At 44.4% G+C, this 17,624-nt stretch carries 16 protein-coding genes, 1 pseudogene, 1 riboswitch and 1 other annotated feature; of the genes and pseudogenes, 7 read left to right on the forward strand and 10 right to left on the reverse strand.

All coding sequences use genetic code 11. The annotated features are described in order from the left end of the window. Positions 1-279 precede the first annotated feature (279 nt). The 3 genes from FED51_RS04430 to argS all read left to right on the forward strand — a co-directional run bounded on the left by FED51_RS04430 (position 280) and on the right by argS (position 3,495). On the forward strand, positions 280-984 hold the full coding sequence (locus FED51_RS04430; protein ID WP_083445683.1) for a GOLPH3/VPS74 family protein: 705 nt from the start codon (positions 280-282) through the stop codon (positions 982-984). A 54-nt stretch (positions 985-1,038) separates the two neighbouring features. Continuing rightward, positions 1,039-1,491, forward strand: a complete 453-nt coding sequence (locus FED51_RS04435) for a DUF3052 family protein (RefSeq protein ID WP_010897006.1) — start codon at positions 1,039-1,041, stop codon at positions 1,489-1,491. Positions 1,492-1,553: 62 nt separating this feature from the next. After that, positions 1,554-1,763 (forward strand) — a binding site (T-box leader). A 46-nt stretch (positions 1,764-1,809) separates the two neighbouring features. After that, the gene (gene argS, locus FED51_RS04440) at positions 1,810-3,495 is read left to right on the forward strand and encodes an arginine--tRNA ligase (RefSeq protein ID WP_053432544.1); all 1,686 of its coding nucleotides are present in this window, start codon (positions 1,810-1,812) and stop codon (positions 3,493-3,495) included. 62 nt (positions 3,496-3,557) lie between these two features. On the opposite strand, the gene FED51_RS04445 is transcribed toward argS, so the two are convergent. Beyond that, a complete protein-coding gene (locus FED51_RS04445) occupies positions 3,558-4,487 on the reverse strand; it encodes an ATP-grasp domain-containing protein (RefSeq protein WP_053432545.1) in 930 nt (309 codons plus the stop codon). Between the two features lie 138 nt (positions 4,488-4,625). After that, positions 4,626-4,730: riboswitch (SAM riboswitch) on the reverse strand. A gap of 79 nt (positions 4,731-4,809) precedes the next feature. Here FED51_RS04445 and FED51_RS04450 point away from each other — a divergent pair. The 3 genes from FED51_RS04450 to FED51_RS04460 all read left to right on the forward strand — a co-directional run bounded on the left by FED51_RS04450 (position 4,810) and on the right by FED51_RS04460 (position 6,404). Continuing rightward, positions 4,810-5,526: a 5-formyltetrahydrofolate cyclo-ligase gene (locus FED51_RS04450; RefSeq protein ID WP_134230244.1), complete on the forward strand. Its 717-nt coding sequence runs from the start codon at positions 4,810-4,812 to the stop codon at positions 5,524-5,526. A 19-nt stretch (positions 5,527-5,545) separates the two neighbouring features. Further along, positions 5,546-6,139 carry a GNAT family N-acetyltransferase gene (locus FED51_RS04455; protein WP_053432547.1) on the forward strand — a complete coding sequence of 198 codons (594 nt, stop codon included), beginning with the start codon at positions 5,546-5,548 and terminating at the stop codon, positions 6,137-6,139. A 64-nt stretch (positions 6,140-6,203) separates the two neighbouring features. Next, positions 6,204-6,404 carry a hypothetical protein gene (locus FED51_RS04460; RefSeq protein WP_138090314.1) on the forward strand — a complete coding sequence of 67 codons (201 nt, stop codon included), beginning with the start codon at positions 6,204-6,206 and terminating at the stop codon, positions 6,402-6,404. 87 nt (positions 6,405-6,491) lie between these two features. Here FED51_RS04460 and FED51_RS04465 read toward each other — a convergent pair whose 3' ends face one another. Together FED51_RS04465 and FED51_RS21530 are read right to left on the reverse strand one after the other, a co-directional pair. Next, entirely contained in the window at positions 6,492-7,124 is a 633-nt protein-coding gene (locus FED51_RS04465) for a LysR substrate-binding domain-containing protein (protein WP_233443906.1), read from the reverse strand. A gap of 48 nt (positions 7,125-7,172) precedes the next feature. Further along, positions 7,173-7,271 (reverse strand): annotated as a pseudogene (locus FED51_RS21530) (helix-turn-helix domain-containing protein); the annotation flags it as partial. Positions 7,272-7,436: 165 nt separating this feature from the next. Here FED51_RS21530 and FED51_RS04470 point away from each other — a divergent pair. Then, positions 7,437-9,824 (forward strand): glycoside hydrolase family 95 protein, encoded by a 2,388-nt coding sequence (locus tag FED51_RS04470; protein ID WP_138090316.1) that lies wholly within the window; start codon positions 7,437-7,439, stop codon positions 9,822-9,824. Positions 9,825-9,975: 151 nt separating this feature from the next. On the opposite strand, the gene mreBH is transcribed toward FED51_RS04470, so the two are convergent. The 7 genes from mreBH to FED51_RS04505 all read right to left on the reverse strand — a co-directional run bounded on the left by mreBH (position 9,976) and on the right by FED51_RS04505 (position 17,604). Next, a complete protein-coding gene (gene mreBH / locus FED51_RS04475; RefSeq protein ID WP_010897016.1) occupies positions 9,976-10,983 on the reverse strand; it encodes a rod-share determining protein MreBH in 1,008 nt (335 codons plus the stop codon). A gap of 486 nt (positions 10,984-11,469) precedes the next feature. Further along, a complete protein-coding gene (ptsG, locus tag FED51_RS04480; RefSeq protein ID WP_053432549.1) occupies positions 11,470-13,497 on the reverse strand; it encodes a glucose-specific PTS transporter subunit IIBC in 2,028 nt (675 codons plus the stop codon). A gap of 176 nt (positions 13,498-13,673) precedes the next feature. After that, positions 13,674-14,504 (reverse strand): glucose PTS transporter transcription antiterminator GlcT, encoded by an 831-nt coding sequence (gene glcT / locus FED51_RS04485; protein ID WP_010897018.1) that lies wholly within the window; start codon positions 14,502-14,504, stop codon positions 13,674-13,676. A 381-nt stretch (positions 14,505-14,885) separates the two neighbouring features. Beyond that, a complete protein-coding gene (locus FED51_RS04490; RefSeq protein ID WP_053432550.1) occupies positions 14,886-15,764 on the reverse strand; it encodes a Cof-type HAD-IIB family hydrolase in 879 nt (292 codons plus the stop codon). Beyond that, complete coding sequence (locus FED51_RS04495) at positions 15,761-16,534, reverse strand: DeoR/GlpR family DNA-binding transcription regulator (protein ID WP_053432616.1); 774 nt, start codon at positions 16,532-16,534, stop codon at positions 15,761-15,763. The genes FED51_RS04490 and FED51_RS04495 overlap by 4 nt, the downstream gene beginning before the upstream one ends. 160 nt (positions 16,535-16,694) lie before the next feature. Next, positions 16,695-17,234, reverse strand: coding sequence for an alpha/beta fold hydrolase (locus FED51_RS04500; RefSeq protein ID WP_053432551.1), 540 nt, complete (start codon positions 17,232-17,234; stop codon positions 16,695-16,697). Further along, complete coding sequence (locus FED51_RS04505) at positions 17,188-17,604, reverse strand: VOC family protein (protein ID WP_053432552.1); 417 nt, start codon at positions 17,602-17,604, stop codon at positions 17,188-17,190. The genes FED51_RS04500 and FED51_RS04505 overlap by 47 nt, the downstream gene beginning before the upstream one ends. Between the last annotated feature and the right edge of the window lie 20 nt (positions 17,605-17,624).

Raw genomic sequence — 17,624 nt, forward strand, 5'->3', positions numbered from 1 at the left:
CTCCTTTAATTGTAGAAAAAATGAGAAAAAACTACTTTTTTTATATAAAAATAATTAATTATTAAAAGGAAATGTGAGAAAAAAGTCGAAAAGAATGGGAAAATCGTGGAGATAAAAAAGAAATTACTGAAAGGAATTGAGTATCGCTTTTCAGTATTTGTCGAATAACAAAGTCTTAAGTTGTAGTCCTAAAGAATCAACCTGTTGTGCCAACAGGTTTTCGCAACCGTTTCACGATGAAAAACGTATAGTTTGTTAAACGGAATAAAGGTGGAATAAATGATGCTAACGTTAGCTGAAAAATTATTACTGATCGGATTAAATGATGAAACAGGTAAAGTCCACTATCAGGCGAGTACGGCGCTTCCATACGGTTTAGCAGGTGCGGTGCTTGCCGATCTTATGCTGTTAGGGAAAGTAGAGCTTCAAGGGAAAAACATTGTCGTTGTTGATCCAAAGCCGGTCGGCCAACCGATTTTCGATAAGGCACTACACATCATAAACAAAACGCCTCGTAAACGGAATGCGAAGTATTGGGTACAAAGATTAAAACGCGACTTAAAAACGTTGCGGCAAGATGTATTAACGCTCTTGATTGAGCAAGGGATTTTAAAGGAAGAAAAGCGAAAAATTCTCGGCTTATTTGAAACGCGAACGTACCCAGCGGTTGACGGAGAAATGGAAGAACAAGTGAAGGAAAAGCTGAGAGTCCTCGTATTGCAGCCAACTGAAATCGAAGAAAACAAAGAGCTGGCCCAAGAACGGACTCTTGTCCTCCTTTCACTCGTAAATGCGTGTGATCTGTTACGACAAGTATTTGATCGACAGGAAGCACGTGTCGTGAAAAAACAAGTAAAGCATTTGACAAAAGACGTACCAGTCTCCAAAGCCGTAAAAGAAATGGTCGATGCCATCAATGCTAGCGTTGTATTAGCCATTACATCAGCAGCGGTCGTCACGTCAAGTAGTAGCTCGTCTAATTAAGCATTTAATCATGGGAGAGACTAACGATAGATCAAACATAAGGAGGCCAATCATTTGACTCATCCTGTTATTAAAAAATTGCAGTTGAAAGATACAGAGCAACCGGTTTTGATTCTCAATGCACCGAAAGAATATGAAGATGTCATCCAAGCTTTTCCACAAGAAGTTCATAAAGAGGCGAAAGAAGAAGCTTATCCGCTCATCCAAGTGTTTGGCACAACAAACGAAGCGCTTCAAGAAGCAACGATGAAGATCTTCTCGAAGCTAGCGGAAAACGGACTTCTTTGGCTCTGTTATCCGAAAAAATCATCGAAAACCTACCGTGGCTCTAATTGCAGTCGCGAGACGGTGGCACAGCTTTTGGCCGAAGCGGGCTTTGAGCCTGTGCGCCAAGTAGCCATTGACGATGATTGGTCTGCTTTACGGTTCAAACATGTAGATACTATCAAAACAATGACGCGTAGCTTTGCCGTAACCGAAGCAGGCAAGAAGCGGACGGAAAAATAAGGATGAGATCATACTAGACAGATGGCGTGGGCTCTGTTAAAATGCTCGATAACTGAATCGCGTGAACGTTAAAGATTGGGAGAGTACTTTTACCGAAAGTCATAAAAGCGAGTCGGGATGGTGGGAGCCGATTGGACTGGTGAAAGGAAACGCACCCATGAAATGGCCTGTTGAATAAAAGTAGACAGGTCCGGTTTGTCACCGTTATGTGCATCAAGTGACTCACAAATGAGTAACGAGAGTGGTACCGCGGGTAAAAGCTCGCCTCTTTTTAGAAGAGGCGGGTTTTTTATTTTATTGTAGAAAGGATTGGTTAGGATGTTAGCGCAGATGATTTCAGAAGAACTGGCTCGCATTTTATCGTTGAAGGAAGACGAAGTCGAGCGTCTTCTTGAGATTCCTCCTCAAGAGACGCTAGGGGATTTGGCTTTTCCATGTTTCACTTTAGCCAAGACGAAAAGAAAAGCTCCTCCATTCATTGCCGCGGAACTTGAGGCCGCCTTTTTAGAACATAAAGAGGTCACGGCAAAAGCGACAGGAGGCTATGTGAATTTCTTTTTTCATCGCGAGACGGTGGCTGGGCAATTATTTCAGGAGATGAAATCCAATCAGTATTGGCAGCCGAATAGCGGGGATGGTAAACGTGTCGTCATCGATATGTCTTCTCCTAATATCGCAAAACCATTCGGCATTGGCCACTTGCGTTCAACGATTATCGGACATGCGTTGTACCATCTTCTGAAAAAAACAGGCTATGATCCGATCCGTGTGAATCATCTTGGGGATTGGGGAACACAGTTTGGGAAACAAATTGCGGCCTATCAACGTTGGGGTGGGGATGTTGCTCTCAAGCAAAACCCAATCGCCTCCTTTTTGGAACTCTACGTTCGTTTTCATGAAGAGGCGGAAAAGGACGAATCGCTGGAAGACGAGGGAAGGGAGTGGTTTAAAAAGCTGGAAGAAGGTGATGAAGAAGCGGACCGTCTTTGGACTTATTTTGTCAAGGAAAGCCTGAACGAATTTGACAGAATGTATAACAGGTTAGGGGTTGAATTTGACTATGTCCTAGGGGAAAGCTTTTACAATGATCAAATGGCACCTGTCGTCAAGGAACTACAAGAAAAAGGACTGCTCACGTGCAGTGAAGGTGCTCTTGTCGTGCCATTAGAGGATGCTGACTTGCCTCCATGTTTGATCGTGAAATCGGACGGAACCTCCATTTATGCGACAAGGGATTTAGCGACGGCGATCTATCGTCATCACGTGCAAAAAGGGGAAAAATTGTTGTACGTCGTCGGAGGGGAACAGACGCTTCACTTCAAGCAAGTGTTCCACGTGCTAAAGAAAATGGGCTATAAATGGGCGGATCAGTGTGAGCACATTTCGTTCGGATTACTCAGGTTGGATGGGAAGAAGATGTCAACGCGAAGAGGTCGGGTGGTGATGCTAGAAGATGTACTGAATGACGTTGTCGCCCATGCGAAGGCAAAAATAAAGGAAAAGCACCCAAACCATCCACATTTACACGAGGTGGCAGAAGCAGTAGGTGTTGGTGCTGTCATTTTCGGCGATTTAAAGCAAGATCGCCGGCTAGATGTGAACTTTCGCTTAGAGGACGCGTTGAGCTTTGAAGGGGAGACAGGTCCTTACGTTCAGTATACGTACGCGAGAATCCAGAGCATTCTTCGGAGAGGGGATAAGCTAAATGATAGCCGTCACATGGACTGGCAGCATGTGACGAACGATGAAGGGTGGAGTTTGTTAAAAGTGCTTATTCACTATCCGAATGTGCTCATTAAGGCGACCGAGGCAAGAGAGCCGCATCAGCTCGCCCGTTATGTCCTTACCGTCAGTAAAAAATTCAATCAATTCTACCACAAATACGTCATTCTCGCAGATGATGAAACGGTGAGGCAGGCAAGGCTTATTCTAGCTGAAAGGACTGGCGAAGTCATCGCAGATGCTATGGCTGTCCTGGGGGTGAAAACACCGGAAGAATTATAATGACAACGAGGTGGCACAAGTAGAGCCACCTCAACGTGTATTTGTCTACATAGGCGACGAGCTCACTCCAATGACAAAAGGCTCTTTAAATACTTTGCAACCTCTAACATGCCGTACTGTCCTACCCGTTGCTCTGCCTCCGAATTGTAATTTGTGTTCGTGTTAATGTCATACGTGTAAAGTGTTCCGTCTTTATCGCGGATGCATTCAATGCCGGCAACCTGAATGTCGTTCGCTTTCAGCACTTGTTCATATTTTTCAATGACTGGGTCATGGAAATCTTTGCAAATTTGAAATTTGGACGTGGGTTCTTCCCCTACTGGGCAAAATTTGCTTTCGATTGAGCACGTATCGGCTGGGCATAGCTCAAATCCTTCCGATGTATCGACACGAACAGCATATAGAAATGCGCCGCCGACAAATTCACAGCGTGTAATGTAAGGTTCAGCTGCTTGAATGTATTGCTGAAGAAGGGTGATGCCATCGACCGGCTCTTCAAATTCATCACTTTCTACATACTCTTTTAAAGCTGAAATGTGTTGGAATAGTTGGACGCCAAGCCCCTTGCCTGCACGATTATGCTTCGTAATAAAGGCTTGTCCTTCAAAGGAGGCTGCCGCATCAAGTAGCTCTTTCTTTCCTACAGCTACAATCGTTTTCGGAGTGGTGATCCCGAACGTTTCTAGCGCCATATATTGATTCACTTTACTTACTTCTAGCTGCAAAGCGCGAGAACCGTTAATGACCGTCCGCCCATGGCGCTCAAGCCAAGCGAGGACAGCGCCGGCTAACTCAGGAGCGTAACGGTGTCCGCGCGTATGGGAGGAGGCGCTCATTCGATTATAGAACACACCTTCTGGCGGTGCTTCATGAAGTTTGATTGAACCTGAACGAAGATGCCAATCCTCATAAGGAAGTCCAAGCTCCTCAAGTCGTTTAAATAGGTGAACCGTCCATTCATCGTTTTCGTGGATTACGTAAATTTTTTTCATGTACAACGCCTCCTCATTCCAAGTTGTTCTTTTTTTGTCTTGCTGTTTTCGGTACAATAACAAGTAATCTTTCCGACAGATAAGGTGTTAAAACAAGAAAAAACACCTCTTCGATAAGAAGACGTGCGATCCGTTCGCTTCTTATCTTTCAGAACATCATGTTCTGCTGGAATTGGCACCTTCTTTAAAAAAAGAGGTTGCCGGGCTTCATAGGGCCAGTCCCTCCACCACTCTGGATAAGAAAATATGAAGTTTAAGTAATCATATCAGAATGATGGGAATAAAGCAATCCATATGAACGAAAAAAATGGAGGGGAATAGATTGACAGATAAACAAGCGATACGGGAACAAATGTGGCAGGAAATGACCGAAAAAAAGGTTGGCCGTTTCCCGTTTCCGTTAAAAGGACGTATTCCGAACTTCAAAGGGGCAGAGCAGGCTACCCGCCATTTAATCCAGCTTGAGGCGTATAAGCAAGCAAAAGTCGTTAAAGTAAATCCTGACTCACCTCAGCTACCGTTACGAGCGCAAGTGTTAATGGACGGGAAAACGTTGCTCGTCCCAACGCCAAGACTGAAAGATGGTTTTATCCTCGTAAAGCCAGAGTGGGTGCCAGAAGGAGAGGAGCGTAAAGCGGTGAGCCTTCGCAACATTCTCTCCTATGGAAAAGTGATTTCATTAACAGAGATGCCAGAAATTGATCTGATCGTAATGGGGTCGGTCGCGGTCGATCGCTCGGGAAGACGGATCGGCAAAGGGGAGGGCTATGCTGATCGGGAGTATGCGATCATACGTGAGCTCGGTAATCGTCCGGTCCCTGTCGTGACCACTGTTCATCAGGTACAGCTTGTGGACGTGGAATTACCTCGGGATGCTTACGATGTAACCGTTGACTGGATTGCCACAACGGAAGGACTTATGCAGTCAGTAGGAGCGATTGAAAAGCCGACCGGAATTGTATGGTCAGAGGTTACCGAGGAGGAACTCGAAGCAATGCCAGTGCTGCGCGAAATACGCGAACTGACAAAGAAGCAATAAATAGAAAGGGAGGGTTAACATGGAAATTGAAGACATCTATGGAGACTTGCCAACGATAGAAACTGAACGATTACGACTGCGGAAGTTCCATAAAGATGATGCGGCGGCCATTTACGACTATGCGTCCAATGAACAGGTGACCAAATACGTCCTTTGGGAAACGCACCAAAGCATCAAAGATAGCGAAGCGTTTTTAGCGTTTGCCTTAAACAAATACGATGAAAGAGATGTCTCTCCGTGGGCCATTGAGCTGAAAAGAAACGAGCGAATGATCGGAACGGTCGATTTTGTTTGGTGGAAGCCAAAAGACAAAACGGCAGAGCTAGGCTATGTCTTATCGGAACCATATTGGGGTGAAGGAATTATGACTGAAGCGGTGAACGCCTTAGTCGAATTTGGCTTCAATAATATGGAGCTCGAACGAATCCAAGCAAAATGCTTTGCCGAAAATATTTCGTCCGCAAGAGTGATGGAAAAGGCGGGGTTGATCTATGAGGGTACCCATCGCCGCGCCATCTATGTCAAAGGGGCGCATCGAGATTTCAAGGTTTATGCGATCATACGTGAAGATTATGAGCAGAAACATCAGCCATTGGTTCGTACTAGATCCTAGTTTTATAGTTGTTCATCGCAGCTCGCCATTTGGCGGGCTTTTTCAATATAATGAAGGAGAAGGGGTGTTACTGTCTACGGTCTCAACTGGTGAACTGGTTGTCCTTGTTTATTTAGCCTCAACTCTTTCTTCGTGTGCGGTCACGCTTTCGGCTGTTAAGAAGGAGATGGGTGCGTCGTTTGCGGTTCAATTAAGCATGAAACAGATCATCACCTCCTTGATTTCTGGGCTGCTACTATTAGCCGGTTATCGATTCTTTTTCTAACGGCATGCTTTGCTGGTCAAAAAATAGGATCGATTATTGTAAAGCCTTACTCATAGATGACAGCAGGATTTGCCAACACTGTTTCTTTCATAATCCGTCTCTATTCACCATTTCACAAAAGGCTTGATAGGCATAGCTTGTATGTTTCTCCTTTCTTCGTAAAAGCGCAGTCGTCATGTAACGATATTTTTCAGGGATTGGAAAAGCGTAAAGATCTTCGTAGGCGCCTTTTAATACGGACCGAGGGAGGAGGGTAGCCGCTAAGCCAGATTTGACACTACTTAATAATATTTCAAGTGAGTGAATCTCAAGATAGTTCTCAAGTGATCCTCCCTCATCTTGCAACCATTCCTCCAACCTTTTTCGAAATGGACACCCAGATGAAGAAACGACCCATTTCCGATCAAGCAGTGTTGTAAAATTAAACTCATCGTGCGATAGGACGACAAGCTCTTCTGTCCAACTTTCGTCTATCTCGATCCAAGGGAAGCTAGGTATGTCTGTAACCAATGTAGCGTCTAAATCATATTCTTTAACCTTCTCCAATAATTGAGGAGTTTGACCTGTTTTAATGCTAAGCTCGACTTGATTGTATGTTGATTGGTAAGACGCAATCAGAGGGATGAAATGACCACATGTCACCGTTTCAACTACACCAATTCGAAGGGAGCCATTGGGCTGCTCGTGATCTTGTAATACTCGGATTGATTCTTCGACCATTCGTAAAATAGAATCAGCATATTGTTGAAAAAGGACGCCCTTTTCTGTCAATTGGACTCCTTTTGGTTTTCGATAAAATAACAAAACGCCTAGTTCATTTTCTAGCTTTTGTAATCGAGCAGTTACATTTGATTGGACATAGTTTAACTGTTTGGCTGCTCCAAAAGTGAATTTATTATACTAAACGCAAAAAAGTGCAGTGTCAATGTAACGGTTTCTCATCTATAATTCTGACATGGTTACAAACGTTCGATTCTGGGAAGATGAAGTTAAAAAATGTTATGTAACAATCGTAGGAGGGAAGAAAACTTTATGAAGATTCAATTCGATTCTCCAGCTAGTTTTTGGACGGAAGCGCTACCTATAGGGAACGGTAACCTCGGGGCGATGGTATTCGGAAAGGTCGAGAAGGAGCGTATCGCTTTAAATGAAGACACGTTATGGTCAGGCTACCCGAAGGATTGGAATAATCCAAGGGTGAAGGAGGTACTGCCGAAAGTGAGAGAGCTGATCGCACAAGAAAAGTATGAAGAAGCAGATCAGCTCTCAAGGGACATGATGGGTCCTTATACGCAATCCTATTTACCTTTTGGCGATTTGAACATTTTCATGGATCATGGCCAAGTTGTGGCTCCTCATTATCACCGAGAGCTAGATCTATCTACAGGGATCGTCACCGTTACTTACACAATTGGTGGCGTACAGTATACCCGTGAACTATTTGTAACGTATCCTGACCGAGCCATCGTCGTTCGTTTAACCGCAAGCAAGGAGGGGTTCCTCAGTTTCCGGGCCAAGCTGGATAGTCTGCTGAGACATGTATCGAGCGTTGGTGCGGAACACTATACGATATCCGGCACAGCACCAGAGCACGTGTCACCTAGTTACTATGATGAAGAGAATCCTGTACGTTACGGACATCCAGATATGTCGCAGGGGATGAAGTTTCACGGGAGACTTGCTGCCGTCAACGAAGGTGGGTCGTTGAAAGTAGATGCCGACGGATTGCACGTAATGGGGGCGACTTGTGCAACTTTATATTTTAGTGCGTCGACTTCCTTTGATCCAAGTACAGGGGCGAGCTGCTTAGAACGAGATCCTAGCTTGCGCACAATTGAAACAATCAAGGCGATTTGTAAGAGAGGATATAAAGAGATTGTTAATCGTCATCTTGAAGATTACACGAAGCTATTTAATAGGGTTTCGCTGCATTTGGGAGAGAGCATAGCCCCAGCGGACATGTCAACCGATCAACGAATAAAGGAATATGGTAGCCGTGATCTTGGGTTGGTGGAGCTCTTATTCCAGTATGGTCGGTATTTAATGATCGCCAGCTCTCGTCCAGGAACCCAACCTGCCAATTTACAAGGGATTTGGAATGAAGAAACACGGGCGCCATGGAGCAGCAACTATACGTTAAACATTAATGCGGAGATGAATTACTGGCCGGCGGAGACTTGCAACCTAGCCGAACTGCATAAACCGTTAATTCATTTTATCGAAAGGTTGGCAGCGAACGGAAAGAAAACAGCTGAAATAAATTATGGCGCAAGAGGATGGGTGGCGCACCACAATGCTGATTTGTGGGGACAAACAGCACCAGTTGGCGATTTTGGTCATGGAGATCCGGTCTGGGCGTTTTGGCCGATGGGTGGTGTATGGTTAACCCAACATTTATGGGAACATTACACTTTTGGCGAAGATGAAGCATATTTGCGAGATACGGCATATCCGATTATGAAGGAGGCGGCGTTATTCTGTTTGGATTGGTTGATTGAGAATGAAGCAGGTTATCTTGTCACTTCACCTTCGACCTCTCCCGAGCAACGGTTCCGGATTGGAGAAAAGGGCTATGCCGTTAGTTCTGCGACGACGATGGATCTGTCATTGATCGCAGAATGCTTTGACAATTGCATTCAGGCGGCAAAACGCCTCTCAATCGATGAAGATTTTGTAAAGGTCTTATCTGATGCGAAGCAACGGCTGTTGCCGCTTCAAATCGGTAAGCGCGGCCAATTACAGGAATGGTCGAACGATTTCGAAGACGAAGATGTTCATCATCGTCACGTCTCCCACCTTGTCGGGATTTACCCAGGGCGGCTCATTACAGAGCAATCAGCGCCAAATCTTTTTGAAGCAGCCAAAACGTCCCTTGAAATTAGAGGTGACGAAGGAACAGGCTGGAGTCTAGGTTGGAAAATTAGCTTATGGGCTAGATTTAAAGATGGGAATCGCTGCGAGCGGTTACTCTCAAACATGTTAAAGCTTATTAAAGAGGATGAATCGATGCAACATCGCGGTGGTGTATACGCTAATTTATTCGGTGCCCATCCACCTTTTCAGATCGATGGAAACTTTTCGGCAACAGCTGGTATCGCCGAAATGCTTTTACAATCGCATCAAGGCTACCTCGAGTTTCTCCCGGCGCTTCCTGATTCATGGAAAGACGGGTATGTGAAAGGGTTACGAGGCAGAGGAGGATATGAAGTTGATTTAGCTTGGACGAATGGAGCACTGGTCAAGGTGGAAATCGTCTCAACTAAAACGCAAACGTGTGAAGTGCTTACTCGAATAAACATGCGAATAACCGAGAGCGGTGAAGAGGTAGAAGGGGATGTTTTGGACTCTGGACGAATGAGCTTCCAAGTGGAGAAGGGGAAGCGGTACGTCTTAAACCGAACAACGGATGGCGATTTTTAGGGAACGGATCATGAACAAGAAGTGGAAAGCTTAGACGAGTATACTTAAGGAGGCTAAAAAAATAATAAAGAATAAGCGCTCAATCATGGACGGATTTTAACGATGAATGGATGAAAGGGCTGCTTTTGAGCAGCCCCTCGAGTTTCGTACATTACACCGTCACTTTTTGTAGTTTTGCGATCATGGATAACGAGCGCCCTGTTCCAATCGCAACAGCTTCTAGCGGACTAGGTGCAAGGTGAACAGGTACGTCAATTTCATCAGTGAGCCACTCTTGGAAACCATTCATCAACGAGCCCCCGCCAGTTAAAATGACACCGCGGTCGACAATGTCACCGCTCAGTTCAGGTGGACAATCTTCAAGGGTGGCGCGTAAGGCTTCAAGAATTTGCAGTAATGATTCATTGATTGCATACTGGATTTCCGTTGATTTCAATTCAATCGTTTTCGGTAGGCCCGACACTAAATCCCGGCCACGAACTTCCATTGTCAAGACTTCGTGATCAATTGGAGCGTATCCGATTTCAATCTTTACCTGTTCGGCTGTCCGTTCACCGATCAACACGTTGTAGTTTTTTCGAATGTATTGAATGATGTCCTCGTCGATTTTGTCTCCACCGATTCGGACAGAATTGCAGGAGACGACACCGCCAAAGGAAATGATAGCAACTTCTGTTGTTCCACCGCCAATGTCAACGACTACATTGGCGACAGGCTCGTCCACTGGAAGGTCTGCACCGATGGCAGCCGCAACAGGCTCTTCAATAATTTCCACTTGTTTCGCTCCGCAGCTCCGCACAGCATCGAGAATCGCGCGACGCTCTACAGACGTCGATCCAGAAGGAGCACAGACCACGACATTAGGCTTTCGCATCGAAAGCCCAGCCGATTTGCTCACCTGTTTCATAATGTGTTTTAACATTGTGGCTGTCACGTCAAAATCGGCGATGACTCCATCCTTTAATGGACGCATGGCAACGATGTTTCCAGGTGTTTTTCCGACCATGTTTTTCGCTTCAAGTCCGACAGCGAGTACTTCGTTCGTCTCCACATTCATGGCAACAACTGATGGTTCATTTAAAATAATTCCTTTATCTTTGCTATATACAAGAAGATTGGCTGTTCCTAAATCAATCCCAATTTCTGCACTTGAAAACATGTTTTCATTCACCACTTCTTTATTCAGATTCTTTTCTGTCAGCCTATTCTACCAAGAGCGATCACCGTCAGAAAAGGGTCGGATAGCATATCTTCTATGTCGAAACTTGTAACATACATTAAAGAAATGTCTCAAAACAGGACATGTTTCTTAGAATTGAAGAAAAATGTACCACCTTTTAATGAAGTATAGTGATGAAGTCTGTGGTGGTTAGTCCCGAACTGAAAAAAGTATTTCAAAAAAGACTTCCATTTCAAGGGTTTGATAAAGCGAAGTAATAAAAATGGGAGAGCAACATTGTAGTTGCCCTCCGTGGGTGGGGAAAGGGAGTTCAAATAAAGTGACTCATTGAAGCCATGTAAGGAGGTACATGAATCACTGTCACTTTACATGTACCCTTACTGAATCGAGACTAAACATTGGATAATTAAAAGTCTTATGGCAAAAAAAGAAACCAAGTGGTGAACTTGGTTTCTGTATAAATAACTATTGTTTAATGGAAAGAATGTTTTCTGTGTTTGCTTTTTGCTCACCAGATGTATGAAGCGTGATGTGCTCTCCTTCGGCAAGGTTAGTAAAAATAATCGGCGTGATCGCTGATTTCGCTTTTTCATTAATCACATCTAGGTCGAAGCTCATAAGCTTTTGACCTTGTTGAACAATGTCATCTTGCTCGACATGGGCAGTGAATCCTTCCCCTTTTAAGTTAACCGTATCGATACCGATATGGATGAGCACTTCTTTGCCAGTATCTGTCGTCAAGCCAATCGCGTGTTTTGTCGGGAAGATCGTACTTACTTTTCCGTCAAATGGCGCATAGACGATACCTTCTGTCGGATCAATCGCAAAGCCGTCGCCCATCATTTTTTTCGAAAACACTTCATCTGGTACGTCGCTTAGATCAAGAAGCTTTCCTTCAATCGGCATGGCGAAAGAAATGTCGCCTGCAACCGGAGCGGCTTGCGCTTCATCAGGTGTTTCTTCAGTAACGACTGGTGTTTTACCATCAAGAATGTCTTGAATTTGCGTTTTAATTTGATCAGAACGTGGGCCGAAGATCGCTTGAATGCTGTTCCCCACTTCCATTACACCAGAGGCGCCTAATTTCTTCAGACGATTTTTGTCAACATTTTTCGCATCTTTGACGTTCACGCGTAATCGCGTTATGCACGCATCTAAGTTTGTTAAGTTTTCCTTGCCACCAAAAGCTTCAAGGACATTGAATGGAAGAGAGTTTTTATCTACTTCAGCCCCAGCTCCATCTTCTTCCGTTGGTTCTTCGCGACCAGGAGTCATAAGATTAAATTTCTTGATTGCAAAGCGGAACCCGAAGTAGTAAATGACTGAGAACACTAATCCAATCGGAATCACAAGCCACCAAGCGGTTCTGTTTGGAAGGACTCCGTAAAGGATAAAGTCAATGACCCCTCCAGAGAAAGTCATCCCAATCTTAATGTCCAAAATGTGCATGATCATAAATGAAAGACCAGCGAAAATGGTATGCACGGCAAACAATAATGGCGCTACAAATAAGAAACTAAATTCAATAGGCTCTGTAATCCCTGTTAAAAACGAAGTAAGGGCTGCAGATGCCATAATACCAGCAACAACTTTTTTGTTTTCAGGACGTGCGCAATGGTAAATCGCAAGTGCAGCAGCTGGAAGACCGAACATCATGAACGGGAATTTACCTGCCATGAACGTACCAGCTGTCAGCTCAGCACCATCACGAATTTGCGCAAAGAAGATCCGTTGGTCCCCACGTACAATTTCACCAGCGGCGTTCGTATACTGACCAAACTCAAACCAGAATGGCGAGTAGAAAATGTGATGAAGTCCGAACGGAATCAGAGCACGCTCAATGACACCAAAGATAAACGCTGCAACCGTACGGTTTGACTCCGTCATGTAATAAGAGAATGCGTTTAAGCCATCCTGAACGGTCGGCCAAATAAAGTGTAAGAGCACCCCGACGAATAAGGAGAAAAAGGCTGTTGCGATTGGAACAAATCGTTTTCCCGCAAAGAAACCTAAGTATGACGGTAATTCAATATTAAAGTATTTCTTGTACATATACGCACCGAGAAGGCCGGCAATGATTCCGCCGAATACCCCTGTTTGTAGCGTTGGAATGCCAAGTACGCTTGCATAAGCTGGGCTATCTCCGACCATCTCAGGTGTAACATGCCCGATAACGCTCATTGTTACGTTGATGATCAAATACCCGATTAACGCAGCAAGTCCAGCGACCCCGTCTCCATTCGAAAGACCGATGGCGACCCCAACGGCGAAAAGAAGGGCGAGATTTGCGAAGACAATGTCCCCTGCATTTTGCATAAGTTCGGCAATGATCACGATCCAATCTGCCGTTAAAAACGGAAAACGCTCCGTCATATCAGGGTTTTGGAGCGCGTCACCAAAAGCGAGCAAAATCCCAGCTGCCGGCAGTAAAGCGACCGGTAGCATGAGCGCTTTTCCGACGCGTTGCAAAACGCCGAATGATTTTTTAAACATGGAAAAAACCTCCTTATAGATGTTACAAACCGAAAAAAATCACACAACAAAAAGGCATGAGGGAAAGGGGGAAGACACAGCCATAAAGATAGGAGTCTCCTCCTTATCTCTATAGTCTGCACCTTTTCCTTTCTCTCATGCCTGCATAACCAGTAACACGGAAAGAAAAATGCCAGTTATTCTTTTGCAAGACGCTGAAGGTGTAAGGTTAAATAAACGGCTTCAGCATCTGGAATCGCTTTCTTTAACGACTGTTGCATAATTTTAATCAGCTTGTATGAAAGATTGTAGCATACTGGATATTCTTCTTTCAAGATTTTTTTTAATCGTTCTTGATTGTCGTTATACTCTCCTTTTTGGATCCGCTCGATTGCGTGATGGAGGTGACGAACAAGCCGGAGATAATCGACGTGCTGCCGATCGATCGTCAGCTCAAGCGAGGTTTCAATGACATAGACGAGCTCACTTATGAGCCTAGTATGTTGATTGACTTCCTCAAGCGAGCGTCTCGTTAGCGCGCTATGGATATGAAGAGCAACAAATCCTATTTCCCCTGGTGGAATGGAAATGTGAAAAGCCGCTTCTAACGCTTGGATAATCTCTGTGGCCACATCAAATTCTTTCGGATACGCTAGTTCAGTTTCGGTTAAAAATGGATTTTTAATATCAAACCCTTGATTAATTCGTTTAATGGCATAAAATAAGTGGTCGGTCAATGCCACATGAATATGCTCGTGTAGCCGAACCTGAAAGCGTTCTTCAATTCGTTCGATGGCGTCATTCATGAACCCGATAAAGGATTCGTCGACGTAATCGAGCAACTGTTTGTATTGCTCTTGTTCCTTCGCATCCTTCAATACAAAAAATTTTTCAGCGCTTTCGCCTGCGACTTCATCTCCCGGCCTCTTGCCAAAGCCTAGACCTTTTCCGATCAAAACGACTTCGTCATAACTCGGGTGTTCGGCAATCAAGACGTTATTATTCAAGGCTTTTTTGACTACTAGCATTGTGGCTCCTCCTACCAAAATCGTTTTAACCGAACCATTAGCCCCATGTCTTTCGTATAGCCATCATCTTAACGAAAGAGGGACATAACCGTCAAGGACAAAGTAAAAACGATTTTCCAACAAGTTCGTGACGGGTTCGATTGACTTTGGAGGGAGGGAAGTGGGGGATAGAAAAGAAAAGAGAGCTGGGACAAAACATATAGGGGGTTGATTGTGTCAAAAAACCACTTGCTTACCGCAGGCGTTTCGTGATTTTGACAATGAACGATGGGCATACATCTGTTTTTTCTGGACATCAAACAACCGACAACCCGTAAATCAATAGAAAAAAAGTTCGGATCATCAAAATAAAATGACCCGAACCTTCTTTATTGCTGTTGGCTAGTTTTGTCCCAACCGCTTTGCGGCAAGCAGTCGTTCGATGGAGTGGGAAACCCCATGCTCATAGTTTGATAAAGTTACCTCGTGGGAGATCTGTTTAATTTCGGCACGGGCATTTCCCATGGCGATACTGTAGCCAGCGATTGTGATCATCGAGTAGTCATTCATGCTATCACCGATCGCCACTGTATGTTCTAGGGGGATGTGCAAATGTTTAGCTAACCATGTCAAGGCGTTACCCTTTGAGGCGAGTGGATGTTCAAGCTCGAAGTTGTGTTCAGCTGATGTGACGAGCGTTAAGTTATCCGTTTGTTTAAAGCGATCCCAACCTTTTGCTAATTTGTGTTCATCAAAGGAAAAGGCGAGAATATTGTAGATGTTCACTTCAGTATCAAGCAAGTCACGATAAGATGAGACATATGAAAACCCAGTTTGACTGAATTGTTTTGCGGCTGCCTGGGATAACGTGCCAAGGTCTGTTTGCGGATTCGCGCTTACAAGCCGATCCATTTCGATGGCAAGCAGCTCCCGTCCATTTTGTGGTGTGAAAATCGCTTCATCGCTAAACACCTCGTAGTAAAAATGGTTTCCTTCTAGCCAATGTAAAATCTCAATCGCCTGTTTATGCTCAAGGGGAATTGAAAGCAATCGCCTTCCTGTTGGATCATGGATCGTTGCGCCGTTGGCCCCGATCACCCATGGATGCATGCCTGTTGGCTTTAAAAGGTCTACAACATCAAAGTAAGCTCTTCCTGTCGCGATCACCACTTCCATGCCAGCCTCTTGCGCCCTTTGTAACGATTCCATGTTTTCTTCGCTAATTGTGCTCTTCTCGTTAAGTAACGTTCCGTCCAAATCGATGGCGATCAACTTTTTCATTCTTCAGTCTCCTCCCCTGTGATGACAAGCTCCACACCATGTTGCTGTAACAATTGATGAAACGAATAAGGTGGGGACCGGTCCGTGATCAAGACATCAATATCGGATAAGTCAGCAAGCTTGAAATAATCAGTAACGCCAATTTTTGAATGATCGGCTAACACGATTTTTTGCTTTGCTTGCTGGAGCATTGTTCGTTTCACCATGCCATCTTCCTCGTGGGCAATCGTAAGCCCATGCTCGGAAATGCCTACAACCCCTAAAAACAATTTGTCGACATAATACGAACGTAGCCTTTCAATTACGGAAGCTCCATACAAGTAACGGTGTTTCTTCTCAAGTTTACCGCCAAGTAATTGGATGTCTGCGTGCTTTTTTGCTGACAAAAGGTCTGCGAGATTGATTGAGTTTGTCACAATTGTACAGCGAACATTTGGAAAAAAATCAGCAAGGGCTTGAACTGTTGTAGATGTATCAAGGATTAAACGATCACCTTCATGAATAAAAGATGCTGCTTTTTCGCCGATCTGCTTTTTTTCTTTTGAGACCGTTTCTAATCGTTGGTGATAGCCTTTCACTTCTTGGTGGGCAGACGGAAGGATCGCGCCGCCTCGCGTGCGGATAATTACTTTTTGTTCTTCTAGCTTTACAAGATCACGACGGGCTGTATCTCGTGATACTCCAAAACGTGCGCAAATTTGTTCAACGGTAATGCGCTGATGTTTCTTTAATTCCTCTAAAATTAACGGCAAACGCTCATCTTGGTACAAATTCATCACCAACTCATAAGTATTGTTAATTTGTTATAAGTAATTATAAGTGATTTTGCGCGATTTAAGCAAGGTGTTTGCGTGTTTTACTTATGTATTTTTCAAAATAAATATATTTTCTGTCCATAACATAAAAAAAGCCATGCTCCGCGCATGACCCTTAGGATTTACCTTGTTTAAGATCGGCGACAAGCTCAGGCAACCCACCGATAAAGAAATGATCGTTCCCGTTTAGTGTGCGTATGATAGCGTTGGGAAAGATTTCTCTATAAAATGTTTGATGTGAGGATGGGACGACATGGTCACTGCGACTATGATAAAGAACGACTCGGTCGATTGAGAGAAGTGTAGATGGATCTGTTATAGTAAACGCCTCGTTTTGCCATTCTTCGTCCCGGCCCCAAAAGGGAGGTGCAATGAGGTACAGCCCTGTAACCTGTGGAAGAGGAGGAGATTTTTCTGAGAGATATTTGACGAGAACAGCGCCCCCAAGGGAATGGCCGACAAGGATAACCTCTCCATCGATGAACGAAAGCTCTTTCTCTACTTGTTTGACCCATTGATCGTATTCAGGTGCTTCCGGATTGGGCATTTCGGGATACGCTACGTTATGTTCCGAACGGAGGGATTGCTTTAAATAATGGACAAGGTCATCACTTCTTTGAGAACCTGCACAATGAATGAAAAGAATCGTCTTCATTTAATCCCCCTTCTCTTTGTGGGTTCACCCGTAAAATCGTGCCACACGGATCAGAAATCCAGTAACCGGCTGCACCTTCATGGATTTCCACTTCATCTCTTCGGTCAACTCCGCACTCGTTTAAATGATTTGACGCGACCTCAAGGTCATCTGTCTGCACCTCGAGCCACACATCTTGTTGCGAGTAGTTGTCCATGCAATCGAGCCATAGGGTAGAGGGACCTAGTTGAAATTTATAAGATCCTTGTTCTTGACCTAGGTAAGGGAGACGCAAAATGTCCTGATAAAACCGAACCGTTTCTTCATACTTGAACTTAGGAATCTTTAGCGCAATGTTATGGCCGCCAACAAATTGAATCACAGGTTTCATGGACGATCACTTCCAATCAT

This window comes from Halalkalibacterium halodurans, from assembly GCF_005671335.1.
In the GTDB taxonomy this organism is placed as follows: Bacteria; Bacillota; Bacilli; order Bacillales; family Bacillaceae_D; genus Halalkalibacterium; species Halalkalibacterium halodurans.